The organism is Enterovirga sp. (genome assembly GCF_035325185.1).
Classification (GTDB): domain Bacteria; phylum Pseudomonadota; class Alphaproteobacteria; order Rhizobiales; family Beijerinckiaceae; genus Enterovirga.
Genome location: NZ_DAOLAJ010000016.1, coordinates 20,420 through 41,523 on the forward strand (window position 1 = coordinate 20,420; position 21,104 = coordinate 41,523).

21 protein-coding genes and 1 tRNA gene are annotated in these 21,104 nt (G+C 69.4%); 11 read left to right on the plus strand and 11 right to left on the minus strand.

The annotated features are described in order from the left end of the window. Positions 1–190: 190 nt before the first annotated feature. On the minus strand, positions 191–397 hold the full coding sequence (locus PKD06_RS05155) for a DUF2842 domain-containing protein (protein ID WP_324378264.1): 207 nt from the start codon (positions 395–397) through the stop codon (positions 191–193). 181 nt (positions 398–578) lie between these two features. Between PKD06_RS05155 and PKD06_RS05160 the strand changes: the two genes are divergently transcribed. Beyond that, positions 579–1,577: a COX15/CtaA family protein gene (locus PKD06_RS05160; protein ID WP_324378327.1), complete on the plus strand. Its 999-nt coding sequence runs from the start codon at positions 579–581 to the stop codon at positions 1,575–1,577. A gap of 122 nt (positions 1,578–1,699) precedes the next feature. Here the strand turns inward: PKD06_RS05160 and PKD06_RS05165 are convergent, their stop codons facing one another. Then, positions 1,700–3,556 carry a glycoside hydrolase family 15 protein gene (locus PKD06_RS05165; RefSeq protein WP_324378266.1) on the minus strand — a complete coding sequence of 619 codons (1,857 nt, stop codon included), beginning with the start codon at positions 3,554–3,556 and terminating at the stop codon, positions 1,700–1,702. Between the two features lie 53 nt (positions 3,557–3,609). Then, entirely contained in the window at positions 3,610–4,257 is a 648-nt protein-coding gene (locus tag PKD06_RS05170) for a hypothetical protein (protein WP_324378268.1), read from the minus strand. 177 nt (positions 4,258–4,434) lie between these two features. On the opposite strand from PKD06_RS05170, the gene surE reads away from it, so the two are divergent. Both surE and PKD06_RS05180 read left to right on the plus strand, forming a co-directional pair. Further along, entirely contained in the window at positions 4,435–5,202 is a 768-nt protein-coding gene (gene surE, locus PKD06_RS05175; RefSeq protein WP_324378270.1) for a 5'/3'-nucleotidase SurE, read from the plus strand. A gap of 67 nt (positions 5,203–5,269) precedes the next feature. Further along, positions 5,270–5,932 (plus strand): protein-L-isoaspartate O-methyltransferase, encoded by a 663-nt coding sequence (locus PKD06_RS05180; protein ID WP_324378272.1) that lies wholly within the window; start codon positions 5,270–5,272, stop codon positions 5,930–5,932. 192 nt (positions 5,933–6,124) lie between these two features. Here PKD06_RS05180 and PKD06_RS05185 read toward each other — a convergent pair whose 3' ends face one another. Next, positions 6,125–6,250 (minus strand): hypothetical protein, encoded by a 126-nt coding sequence (locus tag PKD06_RS05185; protein WP_324378274.1) that lies wholly within the window; start codon positions 6,248–6,250, stop codon positions 6,125–6,127. A 43-nt stretch (positions 6,251–6,293) separates the two neighbouring features. Here PKD06_RS05185 and PKD06_RS05190 point away from each other — a divergent pair, with 43 nt between their 5' ends. Next, the gene (locus PKD06_RS05190; RefSeq protein WP_324378276.1) at positions 6,294–7,460 is read left to right on the plus strand and encodes a peptidoglycan DD-metalloendopeptidase family protein; all 1,167 of its coding nucleotides are present in this window, start codon (positions 6,294–6,296) and stop codon (positions 7,458–7,460) included. Between the two features lie 52 nt (positions 7,461–7,512). Here PKD06_RS05190 and PKD06_RS05195 read toward each other — a convergent pair whose 3' ends face one another. From PKD06_RS05195 to moaA, 4 genes are all read right to left on the minus strand, one after another. Further along, positions 7,513–8,385 carry an NAD(P)-dependent oxidoreductase gene (locus tag PKD06_RS05195; protein WP_324378278.1) on the minus strand — a complete coding sequence of 291 codons (873 nt, stop codon included), beginning with the start codon at positions 8,383–8,385 and terminating at the stop codon, positions 7,513–7,515. A 105-nt stretch (positions 8,386–8,490) separates the two neighbouring features. Continuing rightward, positions 8,491–10,338: a TRAP transporter large permease subunit gene (locus PKD06_RS05200; RefSeq protein ID WP_324378329.1), complete on the minus strand. Its 1,848-nt coding sequence runs from the start codon at positions 10,336–10,338 to the stop codon at positions 8,491–8,493. Between the two features lie 57 nt (positions 10,339–10,395). After that, on the minus strand, positions 10,396–11,007 hold the full coding sequence (locus PKD06_RS05205) for a TRAP transporter small permease subunit (RefSeq protein WP_324378280.1): 612 nt from the start codon (positions 11,005–11,007) through the stop codon (positions 10,396–10,398). Positions 11,008–11,120: 113 nt separating this feature from the next. Continuing rightward, positions 11,121–12,203, minus strand: coding sequence for a GTP 3',8-cyclase MoaA (gene moaA / locus PKD06_RS05210; RefSeq protein WP_324378282.1), 1,083 nt, complete (start codon positions 12,201–12,203; stop codon positions 11,121–11,123). Positions 12,204–12,294: 91 nt separating this feature from the next. Here moaA and PKD06_RS05215 point away from each other — a divergent pair, with 91 nt between their 5' ends. Then, positions 12,295–12,654, plus strand: a complete 360-nt coding sequence (locus PKD06_RS05215) for a DUF971 domain-containing protein (protein WP_324378284.1) — start codon at positions 12,295–12,297, stop codon at positions 12,652–12,654. Positions 12,655–12,690: 36 nt separating this feature from the next. On the opposite strand, the gene PKD06_RS05220 is transcribed toward PKD06_RS05215, so the two are convergent. Then, positions 12,691–13,269, minus strand: a complete 579-nt coding sequence (locus PKD06_RS05220) for a L,D-transpeptidase (RefSeq protein ID WP_324378286.1) — start codon at positions 13,267–13,269, stop codon at positions 12,691–12,693. A 211-nt stretch (positions 13,270–13,480) separates the two neighbouring features. On the opposite strand from PKD06_RS05220, the gene PKD06_RS05225 reads away from it, so the two are divergent. Then, positions 13,481–13,555: transfer RNA gene (locus PKD06_RS05225), tRNA-Val, on the plus strand. Here the strand turns inward: PKD06_RS05225 and gph are convergent. After that, positions 13,534–14,232 (minus strand): phosphoglycolate phosphatase, encoded by a 699-nt coding sequence (gene gph / locus PKD06_RS05230; RefSeq protein WP_324378288.1) that lies wholly within the window; start codon positions 14,230–14,232, stop codon positions 13,534–13,536. The genes PKD06_RS05225 and gph overlap by 22 nt on opposite strands. 173 nt (positions 14,233–14,405) lie before the next feature. Between gph and rpiA the strand changes: the two genes are divergently transcribed. From rpiA to gor, 3 genes are read left to right on the plus strand one after another with little or no spacing between them, the layout of a single operon-like run. Continuing rightward, positions 14,406–15,131, plus strand: coding sequence for a ribose-5-phosphate isomerase RpiA (gene rpiA, locus PKD06_RS05235; protein WP_324378290.1), 726 nt, complete (start codon positions 14,406–14,408; stop codon positions 15,129–15,131). A 1-nt stretch (position 15,132) separates the two neighbouring features. After that, positions 15,133–15,639, plus strand: a complete 507-nt coding sequence (locus PKD06_RS05240; protein ID WP_324378292.1) for a DUF2059 domain-containing protein — start codon at positions 15,133–15,135, stop codon at positions 15,637–15,639. An 11-nt stretch (positions 15,640–15,650) separates the two neighbouring features. Next, complete coding sequence (gor, locus tag PKD06_RS05245; RefSeq protein ID WP_324378294.1) at positions 15,651–17,033, plus strand: glutathione-disulfide reductase; 1,383 nt, start codon at positions 15,651–15,653, stop codon at positions 17,031–17,033. 16 nt (positions 17,034–17,049) lie between these two features. On the opposite strand, the gene PKD06_RS05250 is transcribed toward gor, so the two are convergent. Next, positions 17,050–17,796: an SDR family oxidoreductase gene (locus PKD06_RS05250; protein ID WP_324378296.1), complete on the minus strand. Its 747-nt coding sequence runs from the start codon at positions 17,794–17,796 to the stop codon at positions 17,050–17,052. A 139-nt stretch (positions 17,797–17,935) separates the two neighbouring features. Between PKD06_RS05250 and PKD06_RS05255 the strand changes: the two genes are divergently transcribed. Both PKD06_RS05255 and PKD06_RS05260 read left to right on the plus strand, forming a co-directional pair. Then, the gene (locus PKD06_RS05255) at positions 17,936–19,321 is read left to right on the plus strand and encodes a 3-deoxy-7-phosphoheptulonate synthase class II (protein WP_324378298.1); all 1,386 of its coding nucleotides are present in this window, start codon (positions 17,936–17,938) and stop codon (positions 19,319–19,321) included. A 494-nt stretch (positions 19,322–19,815) separates the two neighbouring features. After that, positions 19,816–21,104 (plus strand): glutamate--tRNA ligase (locus PKD06_RS05260; protein WP_324378300.1); only part of this gene is annotated, 1,289 nt, incomplete at its 3' end.

Consider the following 21,104-nt stretch of genomic DNA (forward strand, 5'->3'; position numbering starts at 1 on the left):
GGTGGGGGGGTTGCCCCCCGCGCCCCCCGCCCCCCGCGGGGGGGGGGGGGGGGGGGGCCGGGGGGGGGGGGGGGGGGGGGGGGGGGCGCCGCCGCCTGTCGTGAGGCTTGGGAGTTCGCGTCGACGCCCCCCGGTCGGACGCTTCGCGGGGGAGGGTTTCCCCTGCGAGTTGCAGGGATGACGGGAAGCGCTACGCTTTCGGCCCTTCCATCCACTTGATCAGCGGCAGGAGAGGCAGGATCCAGACGGTGCCGAGCGCGAGATAGGCGAGGGTCTGGACGAGTCTCGGCGCGCCCTGGATGCGGCTCTCGGCGAGGGCCATCGCCACCAGCGCGTAGACGATCACGAAGGCGAGGATGATCACGGTGCCGAGGAAGGTGCGCAGGCGGCGCGGCATGGCGGGTCCGGGGGTGCGGCGCCGGCTCGCGTTGCCGGCGATGTCGCCGCTTTCTATGGCTCCCGGAGCGAGGCCTGCAAGGGCCGGGGCGGCGGATGAAGGAGCAAGCGTGAGCGAGGCGGCCGGCACCTTTGCGGATTCGCCCCCGGCGGCGGCCCGGCGGGAGGGATCGGGGCGGGCGGTGCGCCTGTGGCTTTGGGGGCTGGCGCTGCTCGTCATGGCGATGGTGGCGGTGGGCGGCGCGACGCGGCTCACCGGCTCCGGCCTGTCGATCACCGAGTGGAAGCCGGTCACGGGCGCCGTTCCCCCGCTCTCCGAGGCGGCCTGGACGGCGGAATTCGAGAAATACCGCGCCTCCTCGCAATACCGGAACCTCAACCAGGGGATGGGACTCGCGGAATTCAAGACGATCTATTGGTGGGAATGGAGCCATCGCCAGCTCGGGCGCTTTCTCGGCCTCTATTTCTTCCTTCCTCTCGGCTGGTTCCGCTGGCGCGGCATGGTCTCGACGCCGCTCGCCCTCGGCCTCGTCGGGATCGGGGCGCTCGGGGGGCTCCAGGCGGGAATCGGCTGGATCATGGTCGCCTCGGGACTCGAGCCCGGCATGACGGCCGTCGCCCCGCTCAAGCTGATGCTCCACCTCGTCGTCGCGAGCACGATCCTCGCGCTGATCGTCTGGGTCGCGGCGGGTCTTGAGCCGCCACGGCGGCAGGACGGCACGGGGGGGATCGCGCGCGCCGCCAAGGCGCTGGTCGCGCTCGTCCTGCTCCAGGTCGCGCTCGGAGCCCTCGTGGCCGGCTCGCATGCCGGCTTCACCTACAACACCTGGCCGCTGATGGACGGGCGTCTGTTCCCGGAGACGAGCGCCCTGCTGGCGGTCAAGCCCTGGATCGAGAACTTCGTCGACAACCCGCTGACGGTGCAGTTCAATCACAGGCTCGTCGCCTATGCGATCGTCCTCGCGGCCCTCTGGCACGCCGTCGCGGCGCGGGGAGGGGAGGCGGCGGGCCGCGCGGGACTCCTCGCCGGTGTCGCGCTGGCCCAGGCGGCCCTCGGCATCACGACGCTGCTTCTCGTCGTTCCGCTCTGGGCGGGGCTCTCCCACCAACTCCTGGCGATGCTGCTTCTCGCCGTCGCCGTCCACCACGCCCGGCGCAGCGCCCTCGGGGCGATCGGCTGAAGCGCGCGCCCTTTGCCATCCCCGGCCGGAGCGAAGCGGAGGGGAAGGGGATCCAGAGCCGCCCGCGAGCCCCCTGGATCCCTTCCCGGCCCTTCGGGCCGCCGGGAATGACAGGGGGTGCTTCAGCCCGTCCGCACGGCCTCCGCTCCCCCGCCCGAACCGACCTTCGCCGCGGCAAGGCGATGGGCGGCGTTCACCAGCGCGACATGGGAGAAAGCCTGGGGAAAATTGCCGAGCTGGCGTCCCGCGAGCGGATCGTATTCCTCCGCGAGGAGGCCGATATCATTCCGCATGGCGAGAAGCCGCTCGAACAGGGACTCGGCATCCCCGAGCCTCCCGATCTGGACCAGCGCCTCGACCAGCCAGAAGCTGCAGGCGAGGAAGGTGCCTTCGCCCGCCGGCAGGCCATCGTCGACCTGCGTCGTGCTGTAGCGGTGGACGAGGCCGTCGACGACCAGCCCCTGCTCGATCGCCTCGACCGTGCGCCGAATGCGCGGATCGCCCTCCGGCAGGAAGCCGAGGCTCGGCAGGAGCAGGAGGCTCGCATCGAGGGCGAGGTCGCCGTAGCTCTGGGTGAAGGCGCCGGCCTCCTCGCTCCAGCCCCGCGCCAGGATGTCCGCGGCGACCTCCCCTCGCGTCGCCCGCCATTCGTCGAGGGGGCAGGTATCCAGCCCGAAGGTCTCGGCCGATTTGATGCAGCGGTCGAAAGCGAGCCAGACCATCAGCTTCGAAAAGGTGAAGTGGCGCGCCGGTCCCCGCACCTCCCAGATCCCGTAATCGGGTTCCCGCCAGATGACGCGCAGGCGGCGCAGCATCGCGACCTGGATCGCCCAGGCTTCGGGGCTCTCGGGCAGGCCGCCCATGCGCGCCTGGTGGAGCAGGCTCATCATCTCGCCATAGACGTCGAGCTGCGTCTGGGCGGCGGCCGCGTTGCCGATGCGGACCGGCCGGGAGCCGGCGAAGCCCGCGAGCCATGGCACTTCCCATTCGAGGAGTTGGCGCTCCCCCGAGATGCCGTACATGATCTGCATCTGGTCGGGCGAGCCGGCCATGGCGCGCACGAGCCAGTCGCGCCACGCCGCGGCCTCGTCGTAATAGCCCGCATTCATGAGCGCGAAGAGCGTGAGCGCGCTGTCGCGCAACCAGCAATAGCGGTAGTCCCAGTTGCGGACGCCGCCGGGCCATTCGGGCAGGGAGGTCGTGGGCGCCGCGACGATGCCGCCGGTCGGCGCGTAGGTGAGCGCCTTGAGCGTGATCAGCGAGCGCCGCGCGGCCCGGTGCCAATGGGCCGGCAGGGTGACGTTTCCGTCGAGCGCCGCCGGTTCGTAGCGCGCCGACCAGTCGCGCCAGAAGGCTTCCGTGTCGGCCAGGGCCGCCGCCGTGTCGGTCGAGAGCGGGACGGGTTCGTGCGAGCGGCCATAGGTCAGGGCGAAGGGGACGGTCTCCCCCGCCGCGACCTCGAAGGCGGCGACCGTGCGCATGTTCTCGCCCCGGAATGGAACCGGGGTGCGGAAGACGACCATGTCCGGCCCGCCGATGGCGCGCAAGGTCCCGTCCGAGAGCCGCGACACCCAGGGCACGGTGCGGCCGTAATCGAAGCGGATGACCAGCTCCATCTCCATCGTGACGCGGCCGCTTTCGCCGATCGCGAGGCGCACGATGTCGGACGCGTCGTCGCGCGGCGGCATGAAGTCGACGAGACGGACGGCGCCCGTGGCCGTCTCGAAAAGCGTCTCCAGGATCAGCGTGCCCGGGCGGTAGCGCCTGGTCTGGGTATATGCCTGCGCCGGGCGGATCCGCCAGCGGCCGTTTTCGGGCGTGCCGAGCAGCGCGGCGAAGCAGGCTCCCGAATCGAAGCGCGGCCAGCAGAGCCAGTCGATCGAGCCGTCGGGGGAAACGAGGGCTGCCGTCTCGCAATCGCCGACGAGGCCGTAATCCTCGATCCTCGGGGCGGGAGAAGGAGCGGGGATGTCGGTCATGGCCTTTCAAGGCGCATGCGGGGCGTTCGTTCCTTTCCGCCTGCGCCTCGAACTCACCGGATCGGGCCGCGCGTCACGCCGGCCTCGATGCCGAGGGTCAGCTTGTCGGTCACCGCCCATTCCACGCCGACGCGCGCATCGGGGCGCACCGCGATGTCGCTGCGGTTGAAGGGCGTCGAGACGGGCGTCGCGCCGTAGCGGTAGGTCTCGTTGATCGCCGCCGCCCCGAGCTTCGTATAGACGAGCACGTTGTCGGCGACGAAGGCGCCCGCCTTGAACTGCAAGGCTCCCGCGAAGTCCCGCGTATAGGCGACCGAGCCGAAGCTCGGCGTGCCGTAGCCGCCGATCGGCTGCATGTAGTCGACGGCGCCGACGATGCCGTAGACGAACTGGCCCTCCCGCCACATCTTGCCGCCCTCGAAGCCGACCGTGGGTCCGGCATAGGAGCCGAAATGCTTCGAGGAGGTCACCTGGAAGCCGCTCGACAGGCGCGCATAGGAGCCTTCCCATTGCGAGCCGTCGGCGGCCGGCTCGAAGGTCGGCCAGGCGAAGGAGGGGAGGGCGGTGAAGCCGGAAAAGGGCAGGAGTGCCTGGGCCCTCGCCCCTGCGGAGGCGAGAAGCGACAGGCCGAGCATTCCCCCGGCGAGGAGGGAGCGTATCGAGGAAGGCATCAGGAAGGAGATCTCCCGCTGATCCGGCATTCGCGCCGTACCCTAGGCGAAGTCGCCGAGGCGCGTGAGGTGAATCGGGCCACATCCGCGCGAAACTATGACGGTTGTTGCGGCGAGGGGGCGGGCTCGCCGCAAGCCAGCCCCCGGCGCCGGGCATGGACCTGCCCGGTGGCCGGTGCGATAGGGCTGCATCACCCGGAGGCTCGCTTGCGCATCCTGATCACCAACGACGACGGCATCCACTCGGAGGGGCTCGACTATCTCGAGGAGGTCGCGAAGGAGCTGTCGGACGACGTCTGGACCGTCGCGCCCGAATTCGACCAGTCCGGGGTCTCCCATTCGCTGTCGCTCTCGGACCCTTTGCGCCTGCGGCAGGTCGCCGGGCGGCGCTATGCGGTGAAAGGCACGCCGACCGACTGCGTCATCATGGGCACGCGCCACATCCTCGCGGATCGGATGCCCGACCTCGTCCTCTCGGGCATCAACCGGGGGCAGAACGTCGCCGAGGACGTCACCTATTCGGGGACCGTCGCGGGGGCGACGGAGGGCACGATCCTCGGCATCCCCGCGATCGCGCTCTCCCAAGCCTACGGCAAGAGCGGGCGCGCGAACATCAAGTGGCAATGCGCCAGGAGCCACGGAGCCCGCACCATCCGGCGGATCGTCGAGGCGGGCATCCCGGACGGCGTACTGATGAACGTCAATTTCCCCGATTGCGAGCCGGACGAGGTGCAGGGCATCGCGGTGACGGCCCAGGGGCGGCGGGACAAGGAGCTTCTGTCGATCGAGGAGCGGCAGGACGGGCGCGGCAATCCCTATTTCTGGATCGGCTTCGCGCGGAAGCATTACGATCCGGGCCAGGGCACGGATCTGATCGCGCTAGTCGAGAACCGCATCTCGGTGACGCCGCTGCGCCTCGACATGACGGACGAGCCGACCATGACCTATTTCGCCCAGGCCCTCGCCTCCAGCTGAGGCGGGCGCATACGATTCGTCAACGGCTTGCTGAGAGACTGTTAACCGTCTTTCCAAGAGGCAATCCGTGTCAGCCGCCGCGTTTGCGCCGTTCGAGGGGGAATCGTCTCCCCGCGTCGAGGCCGCAGCCTTCGTGCTCACGCTCCGGGCGCGGGGCATCGCCGACCTGCGGCTGCTGCGCGCCATGGAGACCGTGCGCCGCGAGGTCTTCGCGCCGCGCCGCTACAGCGACCTCGCCCGGCAGGACATCGCCCTCCCGCTGGCATGCGGACAGACCATGACCGGGCCAAGCACCGTCGCCCGGATGCTGGCGGCTTTGGGAGTGGTGCCCGGCCAGCGCGTGTTCGAGGTCGGGACGGGCTCGGGATATGTCACCGGGCTCCTCGCCGCTCTGGGCGGGCAAGTCTCCTCGGTGGAGCGCAGGCCGGTGCTTCTCGACAGCGCGCGCCAGCGCCTGCGGGCCGCGGGCTTCGCGGAGGGATGCACCCTCGCCTGCGGCGACGGGATCACGGGCGAGGGGGCCGAGGGCCGCTTCGACCGCATTCTCCTGAACGGCGTGGTCGAGGAGGGCGCCTTGCCCGCTCTCGCCTCGCTGCTCGCGCCCGGAGGGCGGCTCGTCGCTGGCATCGCGGGCGAGGATGGAGCGCGGCTCCTCGTCGTCGAGAGCGGGGAGGGCGGGGATCTCACGGCCCGCCGGGGCGAAGCGATCAGATTGTCCCGCTTGTCGTAAATGCCGGATGCGGGCGTTCAACGGAAGCTTAACCCCAACCGCCCTTTAATCCGGACTGTCAGTTTTGCGTTGGGGCGTTGTGATGCGTGACAGGCTCGGTGGCGACTTGATGCGGGCTGCCTCGCGGTTCGCGATCATCGGAATGGTGGGCGGCCTGACAGCCGCGTGCACCTCCGAGCGCTTCGCCAGCAATCAGCCCTTCTCCAATCCGTTCTCCTCGCTCAGCGAGCCGACCGGCACGGGCAGCATCGCGCCGGAGCCGGGCCCGTCCCCGATGCCGCGCAGCACGGTCCAGTCGCAGCCGCTCCCTCCCGTCACGGCGGCGCCTCTCGCTCCTCCGCCTTCGCCTCCGCCCGGCGGCATGCCCTCGCGTCCCCGCACCGCCTCCGGCGGTCCCGGCTGGTCCACGACCGGCGGCACTACCGTCATCGTCGGCCCGGGCGAGACCCTCTCGACCCTGACGAGCCGCTACGGCGTGCCGGGCGAGGCGATCCTGTCCTCGAACGGGCTCAAGGCGGGCGACGTCACCGCCGGCCGGCGCGTCGTCATCCCGGTCTACAGCCTGACCAGCGAGCAGGCTGCCCAGCGCCGTGTCGAAGCCGCGCCGCCTCCCGTTCACTACAATGCGCCTCCCCCTCCGGCCCGCGTGGTCGCGAGCCAGAAGATCGAGGTAAAGAAGCCCGCGCCCCGCACCGTGGCCGAGGCCGCGCCGCCCAAGTCGCAGCTTCGCCCCGGACGCGCGGTCGCCAAGGCGCCCGAGCCCCCGCATCCTCCGGCGCGCGTCGCCGAGGCGAAGCCGGCGGCTCCTCCCGCCCATCCCGCCCATCTCAAGCCCGAGCCGAAGGCGGCCCCGGAGCCGAAAGTCGCGAAGACGGCCAAGGCGGAGCCCAAGGCCAAGGTCGCGAAAGCCGAGCCGAAGGTCGCGCGGGCCGAGCCGAAGCCGGTCGAGCGGGAAACGCTGCTGCCAGCGAAGAAGATCGCGCGGGCCGAGCCCGCGAGGACGGTGCCCGCGAGCCGGCCCGAGCCGGCTCCGCAGGTCGCCGCGGCTTCGCCGAAGCCGGCGGAGCCGGTGAAGGCTCCCGTGCGGGAACCTGAGGCGACGGCCTCGATCGCGCCGGCCGCCCCGGCGCCGGCGGCGGCCTCCTCCTCCAGCCATGGGGATTTCCGCTGGCCGGCCCGCGGCCGGGTCATCTCGGGCTATGGCGGCGGGGCCGGCAACGAGGGGATCAACATCGCCGTGCCGGAAGGAACGCAGGTGAAGGCGGCCGGAGACGGCGTCGTCGCCTATGCCGGCTCGGAGGTGAAGGGCTACGGCAACCTCGTGCTGATCCGCCACGACAACGGCTATGTCTCGGCCTATGCCAATAACGGCCAGATCGAGGTGAAGCGCGGCCAGCGTGTGACGCGGGGCCAGGCGATCGCGAAATCGGGCCAGACGGGCAACGTGACCTCGCCCCAGCTCCATTTCGAGATCCGCAAGGGTTCGACCCCCGTCGATCCGATGAAATATCTCGCCAGCTCCGAATAGGGCAGCCGGCGAGGGCTTCTCCCCGTTGCGGCGGGGAGAAGCGGGCAGGTGCCTATTTCGTCTGGGTGAGACGCGCGAGAAGGCTCGACGTGTCCCAGCGGCCGCCGCCCATGCGCTGGACCTCGGCATAGAATTGATCGACCAGGGCCGTCACGGGCAGCTGGGCGCCGTTGCGGCGCGCCTCGTCGAGGCAGATCGACAGGTCCTTGCGCATCCAGTCGACCGCGAAGCCGAAATCGTACTTGCCCTGGATCATGGCCTTGTAGCGGTTCTCCATCTGCCAGGAGCCGGCCGCGCCTTTCGAGATCACGTCGATCACCGCCTCGATGTCGAGCCCGGCGCGCTGGCCGAAGGCGACCGCCTCGGACAGGCCCTGGACGAGGCCGGCGATGCAGATCTGGTTCATCATCTTGGCAAGCTGGCCGGAGCCGGCCGGGCCCAGAAGGCGGCAGGCGCGCGCATAGCTCCTGATGACGGGCTCGACGCGCTGGAAGATCTCCTCCCGGCCGCCGCACATGACCGTCAGGACGCCATTCTGCGCGCCCGCCTGGCCACCCGAGACGGGCGCATCGACGAAGCCGAAGCCGGCCTTGGCCGCGGCCTCGTCCAGCTCGCGCGCGACATTGGCCGAGGCGGTGGTGTGGTCGACGAAGACCGCGTCCTTGCCTATCGCTCGGAAGGCGCCGGCGGGGCCGGCCGCGACCTCCCGCAGGTCGTTGTCGTTGCCGACGCAGCAGAAGACGATCTCCTGGCCGCTCGCCGCCTCCTCGGGAGTGCGGGCGAAGCTTCCGCCATGGTCCTCGACCCATTTCTCGGCTTTGGCGGTGGTCCTGTTATAGACCGTGACCTCGTGTCCCTTCCTGATGAGATGGCCGGCCATGGGATAGCCCATGACGCCCAGACCCAGGAATGCCACCTTTGCCATCGTCGAATCCCCTTTGACGGGCCGTTCCTAGAGCAGGTCGTCCTCGCTTGGAACGGCGCCGGCCGCATCCCCCTTGGGCGCGCAAGGCTTCGCCGCCCCCGGACCTCACTCGATCTTCGGCGGACCCTCGAGGCCCGGCATGCCGCCGGGCTCGTCCAGGCCCGGGAGGGGCAGGTTTTCGAGCTTCCTCTCCACGGCGGCGGGATCCACCACCGTGCCGGATTTCTTGTAGTGCGTGACCATGGGCGGATAGAGGATGACGACCGCCACCATGATGAGCTGGATGATCACGAAGGGGATCGCGCCGTAATAGATCTGGCCCGTGGTCACGGGAGCCATCCTCGCGCCCGTGATCTTGTCGATATAGGGCACCTTGGGCGCGACCGAGCGCAGGAAGAAGAGCGCGAAGCCGAAGGGCGGATGCATGAAGCTCGTCTGCATGTTCACCGCGAGCATCACGCCGAACCAGACGAGATCGATGCCGAGCTTGTCCGCCGCTGGGCCGAGGAGCGGGATGATGATGAAGGCCAGCTCGAAATAGTCGAGGAAGAAGGCCAGCACGAAGACCAGCAGGTTGACGAAGAGCAGGAAGCCGACCTGCCCGCCCGGAAGGGATGTCAGCAGGTGCTCGACCCAGATATGGCCGTTCACCCCGTAGAAGGTGAGCGAGAAGACCCGCGCGCCGAGCAGGATGAAGATCACGAAGGCGGAGAGCTTGGCGGTCGATTCGGTCGCCGATTTCAGAAGCTGGAAATTGAAGCGCGCCGGATTGCGGTCGAGCCGGCGCTTGGCCGCAGCGAGCACGATCGAGCCGAGGGCGCCCATGGCGCCGCCCTCGGTCGGGGAGGCGACGCCGATGAAGATCGTGCCGAGCACGAGGAAGATCAGGAGCAGCGGCGGCACCATGACGAAGGTCACTTGCGTCGCCATGCGTGACATGAGCCGCAGGCCCGTCGTCTTCTCGACGAGGCCGACGAAGGCGGAGTAGATGCAGGCCGCCGCGACCATCTCGAGGAAGAGGCGCGTGGTCTCGTATTGCGGGGCGCTCGTGCGCAGCCAGAAATAGGCCCCGACGAGGAGCGCGGCGAGGAGGAGCGTGGCCGCGATCCGGCTCGCGCCGAGGAAGCGGTTGGTCAGGGCGCAGATCAGCGCGACGATGGTTCCCGTGCAGATGACGAGGATGACGAAATCCGCCCCCGCCTTCACGCCGGTCTGGGCGAGGACGAAATAGCCGACCAGTCCCGAGAACAGCACGAGGATGCCGAGCTGCCAGACGCCGCGGCTGCCGTTGGGCTCCTTGAAGCCGATCGCCGCCGGCGGCAGGCCGGGGGCGGCCTTCGGAAAGACCAGGCTCACAAGGAAGACATAGACTGCATAGAGACCGGAGAGCACGAGCCCGGGAATGAACGCCCCCTCGTACATGTCGCCGACCGAGCGGCCGAGCTGGTCCGCCATCACGATCAGCACCAGCGAGGGCGGGATGATCTGGGCGAGCGTCCCGGAGGCGGCGATCACGCCCGTCGCGAGGCGGCGGTCGTAGCCGTAGCGGAGCATGATCGGGAGCGAGATCAGCCCCATCGAGATGACAGAGGCGGCGACGACGCCCGTCGTCGCCGCGAGCAGCGCGCCGACGAAGATGACCGCATAGGCGAGGCCGCCGCGGATCGTCCCGAAGAGCTGGCCGATCGTGTCCAGGAGATCCTCGGCCATGCCGGAGCGCTCGAGGACCAGCCCCATGAAGGTGAAGAAGGGCACCGCGAGGAGCACTTCGTTCGACATCACCCCGAAGACGCGGTCGGGAAGCGCCTGGAGCAGGGGCCAGCTCAGGTTGATCTCCGCTGGCGCGTGGGGCGCCAGCTCCACCGCGAGGACGAAGAAGACGAGCCCGTTGGCGGCCAGCGCGAAGGCGACCGGGTAGCCAAGGAGCAGGAAGACGACGAGCGCCGCGAACATGATCGGCGCGAGGTTGTGAGCGATGAGCGCAGCCACGATGATCTTCCCCGCGGGATGTCAGCGTTCGGGGGGGGAGGGAGGGGAGTGCCTCGGCTCGTCGGCGAGCAGCCGCTCGACCTCGGCCTCGGCGGCCGCGGCATGGCCGGCGGCGGCATATTCGTCCTCGATCAGGCCGCGCATGACGGCGATGCGCTTGATCACCTCGCTCAGCCATTGCAGCAGGAGCAGGGCGAAGCCGGCGAGGATGAGGGCCTTGGCGGGCCAGATGAGAAGCCCGCCCGGACTGCTGGACGCCTCGCCGCTCACGAAGGACGAGCGGAAGAACGGCCAGCTCAGATAGGTCATGACGAGCGCGAAGGGCAGCAGGAAGACGAGATGCCCGAACATCTCGACAATGTTGCGCGCTCTCTCCGGGAGGCGGCTGGAGAGGATGTCGATGCGGATATGCTCGTTCTGCGCGAGCGTCCAAGGGGCGCAGAGCATGAAGACGGCCCCGAAGAGATACCATTGCAGCTCGAGCCAGGCATTGGACGAGACGCCGAACGCCTTGCGCACGATGGCATTGACCGCCGAGACGAGGATCGCGGCCAGGATGGCCCAGGATGCCGTCCGGCCGATGAATGCGGTCAGAGCGTCGATGCCGCGGCTGAGCCGTAACAGTCCCGCCATTCCGCTCCCTCCCGGAGGAGGCCGGTCAAGGAGAGCCGGCCCCCGCTCTTTACCGGGCGTTAGCCTATCGGTCCGGGGCGAACAAGCTAGCCTCTCGTCGGCCCCCCGGGGGGTCAGCCGCCCGTCACGCTCATGTGGCGCGGCACGGCGGGGGCCGTGTGGCGGCGGTCGATGACGAAGTCGTGGCCCTTCGGCTTGCGGGCGATGGCGTCGTCGATCGCGGCCATGAGGAGCTCGTCGCTCGCCGAGGAGCGCAGGGGCGCGCGAAGGTCGGCGGCGTCTTCCTGGCCGAGGCACATATAGAGCCGGCCGGTGCAGGTCAGGCGCACGCGGTTGCACGATTCGCAGAAGTTGTGGGTGAGCGGGGTGATGAAGCCGAGCCGGCCGCCCGTCTCCCGGACCCTGACATAGCGGGCGGGCCCGCCCGTCCGCTCTGCGAGGTCGATGAGCGAGAACCTTTCCGCCAGCCGCTCCCGCACAAGCGGAAGCGGCAGGTACTGGTCGAGGCGGCCGGGCTCGATCTCGCCCATGGGCATGACCTCGATCAGGGTCAGGTCCATGCCCTCGCCATGCGCCCATTCGAGCATGGGCACGATCTCGTCCTCGTTCACGCCCTTGAGCGCGACGGTGTTGATCTTCACCTTCAGCCCCGCCCGGCGGGCCGCCTCGATGCCGCGCAGGACCTGATGCAGATCGCCTCGCCGCGTGATCGTGCGGAAGCGCTCCGGGTCCAGGGAATCGACCGAGACGTTGACGCGTCGCACGCCGTGCCCGGCAAGCTCGGCGGCGAAGCGCTCCAGCAGCGTTCCGTTCGTCGTCAGGGTGAGTTCGTCGAGGGTGCCGCAGGCGAGGTGGCGCGACAGGGACGCGACGAGCCTCATCAGGTCGCGCCGCACCAGCGGCTCGCCTCCGGTGAGGCGCAGCTTGCGCACCCCCCGCGCGACGAAGGCCGAGCAGAGGCGGTCCAGTTCCTCGAGCGTCAGCAATTCGCGCCTGGGGAGAAAGGTCATGTGCTCCGACATGCAATAGACGCAGCGCAGGTCGCAGCGGTCGGTGACGGAGACCCGCAGATAGGTGACGTGGCGGCCGAAGGGATCGACGAGGCGCGCGCCGGAGGCCGGGCGGAGCGTTCCGGCCGGCTTCTCCGCCTCGGCCGGGGCGGCCGGCGGTGGCAATGGCTCGTCGATGAGCGACATGCGGATAATCTAGAGATTGTCACGAAGCTTGGACAGGGTGCGGATGAGGTGCATCCTGACGCGTCGCGCTGTTCCCGAGACGAGATTCCCGATGTCCCAGCCCTGGCCTGTCGAAATCCGGCTCGTCCGTGACAAAAAGGCGCTGCATGTCGCCTTCGAGGACGGCCGCGCGGCCACGCTGCCGGCCGAGTTGCTGCGAGTCGAGAGCCCCTCGGCCGAGGTCCAAGGGCACGGGCCAGGCGAGAGGAAGCTCGTTGCCGGCAAGCGCGACGTGGCCATCGCGTCCATCGAGCCGATCGGGAACTATGCGGTCCGGCTCGTCTTCGACGACGGCCATTCGACCGGAATCTACGGCTGGACGCTGCTCGCGAAGCTGGCCGAAGATCCGGCGGCCCGGCTCGCCGGATATCACCGCGAGCTTGCGGCGGCCGGCCTGTCGTCGGCCCCCTGAAACGCGAAGGGCGGCCGAAGCCGCCCTTCAGACCATTCAGCGCTGGACGACGACGCGCGTTCCCACATGGACGCGATCGTAGAGGTCGATCACGTCCTCGTTGAGCATGCGGATGCAGCCGGACGAGACGGCCTGGCCGATCGTGTCCGGCTCGTTGGAGCCGTGGATGCGGTACAGCGACGAGCCGAGATAGAGGGCACGTGCGCCGAGCGGATTGGCGACGCCGCCCTTCATGTGGCGCGGCAGGTCGGGACGGCGCCTGAGCATCTGGGCCGGGGGCGTCCAGCTCGGCCACTCGGCCTTGCGGGAGATCGTCTTCGTGCCCGACCATTCGAAGCCCGGCCGGCCGACGCCGACGCCGTAGCGGATCGCCTGCCCGTTCCCGAGGACGTAGTAGAGCCGGCGCTCGGAGGCGGCGACCACGATCGTGCCCGGGGCGTAGCGCGCGGAAAAGGAGACGACCTCGCGCGGGATGGCCGTGGCCTGCGGCACCGTGCCTCCGAGCGGGACGAGCGGCTGGCGCGTCAGCGGGTCGATTTCATAGGCCAGGCTCGGCGCGAGCGATGCCGCGGAAGCGCAGGTGATCCCTGCCAGGAAAGCGAGAAAACGCCGCATTCGATGCCTCGGAAAAGAAGATGCGGAATTCCAGGGAGGGCCGGTCCGCAGAATCGGAATCTATCGCGGGCGGCGCGATCCGGCCATGAAGTCGTCGGGAAAAAGCCGCATTATGCCTAACGCATGTCTTCCCGGCCACACCTTGCTTGACGGGACGGCCCGCCATCCATAGGAGAGGCCGCCGTCGGCGGTGTTCGCATCCGTCCGGCGCGGGCGCGTAGCTCAGCGGGAGAGCATTCGCTTCACACGCGAAGGGTCACAGGTTCAATCCCTGTCGCGCCCACCAAGCCCGCCATGGCCCGGCAGGGCGCCGATGGCGGGAATCAGCTCGGCATAGCTGCGGATCACGATATCGGGCCCGAGTTCCGTCACGGGCACGTCGGTATAGCCGAACGGGACGGCGACGACCGGGATGCCGGCGGCCTTGGCCGTGTCGATATCGGTGCGCGAATCGCCCACCATGACGGCGCGCGCCGCGTCTCCCCCGGCCGCCTCGATGGTCATGGTCAGGTGGCGGGGATCGGGCTTGTACCAGGGGAAGGTGTCGCGCCCGCAGATGGCGGAGAAATGCCCGGCAATGCCGAGCGCCTCCAGCAGCCGCCGCGAGTGAAGCTCCACTTTGTTGGTGCAGACGGCGAGCCTGTAGCCGGCCCCGGACAATTCGCCGAGCGTGGCCTCGACATGGTCGAACAGGCGGCTGCCGACGCACAGGTTCTCCGCATAGATCGCGAGGAAGTCCCGGAACAGCTCGTCCGCCCGGCGCGGGGTCAGTTCCCTGCGGGCCAGCTCGAAGCCGCGATCGATCATGGCGCGCGCTCCGGCGCCGATCATGTCGCGCGCCCGCTCGAGGGGGACCTCGGGCAAGCCTTCCGCGCGCAGGATCACGTTGAGCGTCGCGATCAGGTCGGGGGCCGTGTCGGCGAGCGTGCCGTCGAGGTCGAAAATGGCGATGGGAGGAGGCATGGCGACCGGCTACAGCATCGGGGCGAAAAGGGGAATCCGGTCCTCGAGGCCATTCGATGCCGGGAAGGCGGAACGGCTCGCCTTTCGGTCCGGCCGTATTTTCTTCACGCGAGCCGGGTCCGCCTCGCTCGAAAATGCTCTAAGCGGCTTTCTCGTCGAGCGGGGGGAGCCTTGTGAACGCGACGGATCAGAAGCGGGCGGCGGCCGAGAGAGCCGCGGCTCTGGTGCAGGACGGAATGCGGGTCGGGCTCGGCACGGGCTCGACGGCGGCCTTCGTCGTCGAGGCGCTCGGCCGGCGCGTCGGCGAGGGGCTTCGGTTCCGCGGCGTGCCGACCTCCGAGGCGACGCGCCGGCAGGCCGAGAGCCTGTCCATTCCGCTCGCCACGCTCGAGGAGGAGCCCGAGCTCGACCTCGTCATCGACGGGGCCGACGAGATCGGCCCCGAGCTTGCGCTGATCAAGGGCGGCGGCGGGGCGCTGCTGCGGGAGAAGCTCGTGGCCGTCGCGAGCCGCCGCATGGTCGTGATCGCCGACGCCTCCAAGCAGGTCGCCCGGCTCGGGCGCTTTCCGCTTCCCGTCGAGGTCGTGCCGTTCGGCTTCGAGACGACGCGCCGGCGGCTGGCTTCCTTCCTCCGGGAGGCCGCAGGACGGCCGGTGGAGACCGTCCTGCGGCGGGGCTCGGACGGCGCGCCGTTCCTGACGGATGGGCAGCATTGGATTGTCGATGCCCATATGGAGGCGATCGAGGATCCCGCCCGGCTGGCGGCGGGACTCAAGGCGCTCCTGGGCGTCGTCGACCACGGGCTCTTCGTCGCGACCGCCGGCCTCGCCTTGATCGGGACACCGGACGGGGTCATTGAGGTCGGCAAAGACGGGCGAACCACCCGCGGAGACAGATGAGATGCGTTTGAGATCGTTTTCCCTTGCGGTGGCCCTGGCCGGCTGCCTCGCCCTGGGCGCGCCCGCCCTCGCGCAGCAAAGCCCCGAGCCCAGCCCGAGCCACCTCGCCGCGGCACGCGATTTCATGGTCGCGGCCGGCGCGGGGGTCAGCATCGACCGTATTCTTCCGGTCCTGGTCAACGACGTGCGCCGCATCGCCGTCACCCGGCCGGAACTCGCCAAGGATCTCGAGGACGTTCTCAAGTCCATGGAGCCGGAACTCGAGCGCCAGCGCCAGCAAGGCTATGCCGTCGCGGCGCGCGCCTATGCGACGCACATGACCGAAGCCGAGCTGAAGGAAGGCACGGTGTTCTTTCGCAGTCCGGTCGGCAGGAAATACGTGGAAGTGCTGCCCTCCATCACGGAAACCCTGGTCAACGACGTCACGGCCTGGTCGCAGCTTGCGGGCGAATACCTGATGACGCGCGTGCGGGCCGAGATGGCCAAGAAGGGCCACCAGCTCCAGTAAGGGCACTCGATATGGGGCGGGATGTCGATCTCTTCGTGATCGGTGGCGGGTCGGGCGGGGTGCGCGCGGCCCGGGTCGCCGCGGGCCACGGCGCGCGCGTGATGCTGGCCGAGGAATACCGGCTCGGCGGCACCTGCGTGATTCGCGGCTGCGTCCCCAAGAAGCTGATGGTCTATGCCAGCCGCTTCGCCGAGGAATTCGAGGATGCGGCGGGCTTCGGCTGGACGCTCGGCACAGCCCGCTTCGACTGGGGGACGCTGAAAGCGCGGCGGGACGCCGAAATCGCGCGCCTGGAGGGGATCTACCGCTCGCTGCTCGACGGCTCGAAGGTGGCCGTCGCGGATGAGCGGGCGGTGATCGAGGACGCCCATACCGTGCGCCTCCTGCGGTCGGGCCGGCGGGTCACGGCCGACCATATTCTGATCGCCACCGGCGGGGCGCCGTCGCTGGAGCCCCCCATCCCCGGCGGGGAGCTGGCCATCACCTCGAACGACGTCTTCGAGCTGGAGGAGCAGCCGGAGCGGGTCCTCGTGGTCGGCGGCGGCTATATCGCGGTGGAATTCGCGGGAATCTTCGCCGGCCTCGGCACCAGGACCACTCAGCTGCACCGGGGCGACAAGCTGCTTCGCGGCTTCGACGAGGAGCTGCGCGACGCGTTGGGAGAGGCTTACGCCTGGCGGGGAATCGATCTCGCCCTCGGCCTGACGGTTCGGCGCATCGCGCGCGAGGGCGGGGAACTGGCCGCGACGCTCTCCAGCGGCGAGGTCCGGCGCTTCGACCGGATTCTCGTCGCGACGGGCCGCCGGCCCCATGTGGAGGGTCTCGGGCTCGCCCAGGTCGGGATCGAGGTCGATGCGGCGGGCGCGATTCCCGTCGACGCTTATTCGCAGAGCAGGGTTCCATCGATCTGGGCGGTGGGCGACGTGACCAACCGCGCCAATCTCACCCCGATCGCCATCCGCGAGGGCCATGCCTTCGCCGATACCGTGTTCGGCGGCAGGAAGACGGCCGTCGATCACCGCCTCATCCCGACCGCCGTCTTCTCGACGCCGGAGATCGGCACGCTCGGCCTCTCCGAGGAGGCCGCCCGCCGCCTGCACGGGGACGACGTCGTGATCTACAAATCCACCTTCCGGCCGATGAAGGCGACCTTGTCCGGCCGCAACGAGCGCATGCTCATGAAGCTCGTCGTCGAGGGCCGGACCGACCGGGTGCTCGGCGTCCACGTGCTCGGCCACGATGCCGGCGAGATCATCCAGATGGCGGGCATCGCCCTGGCGATGGGCGCGACCAAGGCCGATTTCGACCGCACCGTCGCGGTCCACCCGACCGCCTCCGAGGAGCTGGTCACGATGCGGACGCCCTACGTGGCGAAGGCGCCCGCAGCCTCGTAGAGGGCCGGGCGCCGCCTCAGCCGCGCCCGACGAAGGGCATCTTGGTCGCCATGATCGTCATGAACTGGACGTTCGCCTCCAGCGGGAGCGAGGCCATGTGCGCCACCGCGTCGCCGACATGGGCGGGGTCCATGACGGCTTCCGCCCGGATCGAGCCGTCCGCCTGCGGGACGCCCGCCTTCATGCGCCCGCCCATCGCCGTGTCGGCATTGCCGATGTCGATCTGGCCGCAGGCGATGTCGTAGGCGCGCCCGTCGAGCGAGGTCGACTTGGTCAGGCCAGTGACCGCATGCTTGGTGGAGGTATAGGCGATCGAGAACGGCCGCGGCGCATGGGCCGAGATCGAGCCGTTGTTGATGATGCGCCCGCCCCGCGGCTCCTGGACCTTCATGACGCGGAAGGCGTATTGCGTGCAGATGAACAGGGCCGTCAGGTTCGTGTCGACGACCTTCCTGAAGGTCTCGACGGGCAATTCCTCGATCGGCACGGCCGGCGCGCCCATGCCCGCATTGTTGAAGAGAAGATCGAGCCGGCCATAGGTCTCGACGGTCTTCCCGAAGAGGTTGGCGATGCTCGCCTCGTCGCAGACATCCGTCGGCACGGCGAGCATGCGGCCCCTCTCGGCCAGCGCGGCGACCTCGTTCAGCGGCTCGGCCCGGCGGCCCGCCAGGACGACGTTCCATCCGTCCCGCACCAGGGCCAGGGCTGCGGCCTTGCCCACCCCCGTGCCGGCTCCCGTCACGATCGCGATCCTGTTTGCCATGCGAAATCCTCCCGATGGCCTTCCTCTAGACCGGCTCCCGGCCGGCTGTCACGGGCGCGCCTGCGCTCGCCACGCGGGAGCTTCGCGTCTATAAGCCCGCCTTTCCGCATGGGCGGAAGCGCAGGAGAGGCGAGAGACGATGCCTGGGGAGAGTTGGGCGCCGGCGAGCTGGAGGACGAGGCCCGTCCAGCAGGTTCCGGCCTATCGGGATGCCGAAGCCCTCGCGACGGTGGAGCGCCAGCTCGCCGGCTTCCCGCCGCTCGTCTTCGCGGGCGAGGCGCGCAAGCTCAAGGCCACGCTCGGCCGGGTCGCCGCGGGCGACGCCTTCCTGCTCCAGGGGGGCGACTGCGCCGAGAGCTTCGCCGAGCACTCGGCCGACAACATCCGGGATTTCTTCCGCGTCTTCCTCCAGATGGCGGTGGTGCTGACCTTCGCGGGCTCCTCGCCCGTGGTGAAGGTCGGGCGGATCGCCGGGCAGTTCGCCAAGCCGCGCTCCTCCGACACCGAGACGGTCGACGGCGTGACCCTGCCGAGCTATCGCGGCGACATCGTCAACGACATCGCCTTCGATGCCGAGGCCCGCGAGCCCGATCCGCGCCGGCAGCTCGAAGCCTACCGGCAATCGGCGGCCACCCTGAACCTCCTGCGCGCCTTCGCGACAGGGGGCTATGCGAATCTCGACAACGTGCATCGCTGGATGCTCGGCTTCGTGCGCGACCCCGCCCAGGCGTCGCGCTACGACGAGGTGGCCGAGCGCATCAGCCAGGCCCTGTCCTTCATGCGCGCCATCGGCATCGACCCGGAAATGCACCCGGAGATGCGCACGACGGATTTCTACACCAGCCACGAGGCGCTTCTCCTCGGCTACGAGCAGGCGCTGACGCGGGTCGATTCGACGAGCGGCGACTGGTACGCCACCTCCGGCCACATGCTGTGGATCGGGGACCGGACGCGCCAGCCCGACCATGCGCATGTCGAATATGCCCGCGGCATCCGCAATCCGATCGGCCTGAAATGCGGCCCCTCGCTCACGCCCGACGGGCTGCTGCGCCTCGCCGACATCCTCGATCCGGCGCGGGAGCCCGGGCGGCTCACGCTGATCTGCCGCTTCGGCGCCGAGAAGGTGCAGGAGCACCTGCCGGCGCTCGTGCGGGCCATGAAGCGCGAGGGACGCCTGCCGGTCTGGTCCTGCGATCCCATGCACGGGAACACCGTCAAGGCAGGCAGCTACAAGACGCGTCCCTTCGAGCTGATCACGCAGGAAATCCGCGGCTTCTTCGCCGTGCACCGGGCCGAGGGCACCCGCGCGGGCGGCCTGCATCTGGAGATGACCGGCAAGGACGTCACCGAGTGCACGGGCGGCGCCCGCGCCCTGACCGATGCCGACCTGCGCGATCGCTACCACACCTTCTGCGATCCTCGCCTCAATGCCGATCAGGCGCTCGAAGTGGCTTTCATGACGGCGGGGCTGATCAAGGAAGCACGGGACGCCGTGGCCCGGCCGTTGCCAGCGGCGGCTGAGTAACCTCAAGAAAAGGGCGGCCTCGATCCGCCCTTTTCTTTTGTTTCCTTGTGCGGATCAGTGAAGCCAATTCGTGAACAAGGCAATAATAAGAATGATGGGGAGAGGAATCCCGATCAGCCACAAGAGTCCGCCTTTGAGCATGTCGAAAACCCTCCGCCTGTCAGATGGATCTTTAACCTGATAGCTTGACAGGAGTTCCATGCTTGGCTGGTCTTCATGTTTCGGAAGGCGCTTGTGTACGCTACCGCTCAAAGACCTTTTGGAGATCCGGCGGCGGAGATCCGGCGGCCCGACCCGGCCGAATGTTCAAAATGTTTCGCGGAGGGGAGGGGCGACGCATTTTCCTTGTGCGAGCCGGGTCCGCCCCGCTCGAAAACGCTTTGGACTACGACGGCGTTTCGTCGAATTGCCATCGTGATCCATCCCTTTGCTTGCGCATGATCTTCTCTGGAGGTGGGTTTCCCCTTTTCCGCCGCATGCTCTAGAGGGCGGGCATGACGAATGTCGTGCGTTTCGCGCCCTCACCGACGGGCCTCATCCATATCGGCAATGCGCGCACCGCGCTCCTCAACGCGCTCTTCGCGCGCAGGACCGGCGGCCGCTTCATCCTCCGCTTCGACGATACCGATCCGGAGCGCTCGCGGCGGGCCTTCGCCGATGCGACGGAGGAGGATCTCGCCTGGCTCGGGATCGTGCCCGACATGGTGGCGCGGCAATCGGAGCGGCTGGAGGTCTATGCGGCGGCGGCGGACAGGCTGAAGGCGGCGGGCCGCCTCTATCCCTGCTACGAGACGGGCGAGGAACTCGAGCGCCGCCGCCGGCTCCAGCTCGCGCGCGGCTTGCCGCCGATCTATGACCGCGCCGCGCTCAAGCTCTCTCCCGAGGAGCGGGCGCGGCTCGAAGCCGAGGGCCGGCGCCCGCATTGGCGCTTCGCGCTGGAAGCGCGTCAGGTGGCTTGGGAGGATCTCGTCCGCGGGCCGAGCCACGTCGATACGGGCTCGCTGTCCGATCCGGTCCTGATCCGGGAGGACGGCAGCTATCTCTATACCCTGCCCTCCGTCGCTGACGACGCGGCGCTCGGCGTCACGCATGTCATCCGAGGCGAGGATCACGTCACCAACACGGCCGCCCAGATCCAGATCTTCGAGGCTCTCGGGGCGGCCGTGCCCGTCTTCGGCCATCACAACCTGCTGACGGCGGCGAGCGGGGAGGGGCTCTCCAAGCGCTCGGGTGCGCTTTCGCTCAGGAACCTGCGCGAATCGGGCCTCGAGGCGATGGCGGTCGCGTCCCTGGCGGTGCTCGTCGGCTCAGCTGAATCCGTCCGGCCGGTGGCCGGGCTCGCCCAGCTTGCCGATCTCGCCGACCTCGCGAAGATCTCGCGCGCGCCGGCGAAGTTCGACGAGGGCGAGCTGGACCGGCTGAATGCGGCCCTCCTGCACGCCATGCCGTACGAGACGGCGCGGCCCCGGCTGGAGGCGGCCGGGATCGGGGGCGGCGAAGCCTTCTGGCTCGCCGTCCGGGGCAATCTGGCCCGCCTCGGCGATGCGGCGACCTGGTGGCGCGTCGTGTCGGGGCCGGTTGCGCCGGTCATCGACGATCCGGCGCTGGTGCGGAAGGCCGGCGCGCTCCTGCCCGGATCGCCCTGGGACGAATCGACGTGGAAGCTTTGGACCGGCGCGCTGCGCGGGGAGACGGGGCTGAAGGGGCGGGCGTTGTTCCTGCCGCTCCGCCTCGCCCTGACGGGCCTCGACCACGGGCCGGATCTCGCGGCGCTCCTGCCGCT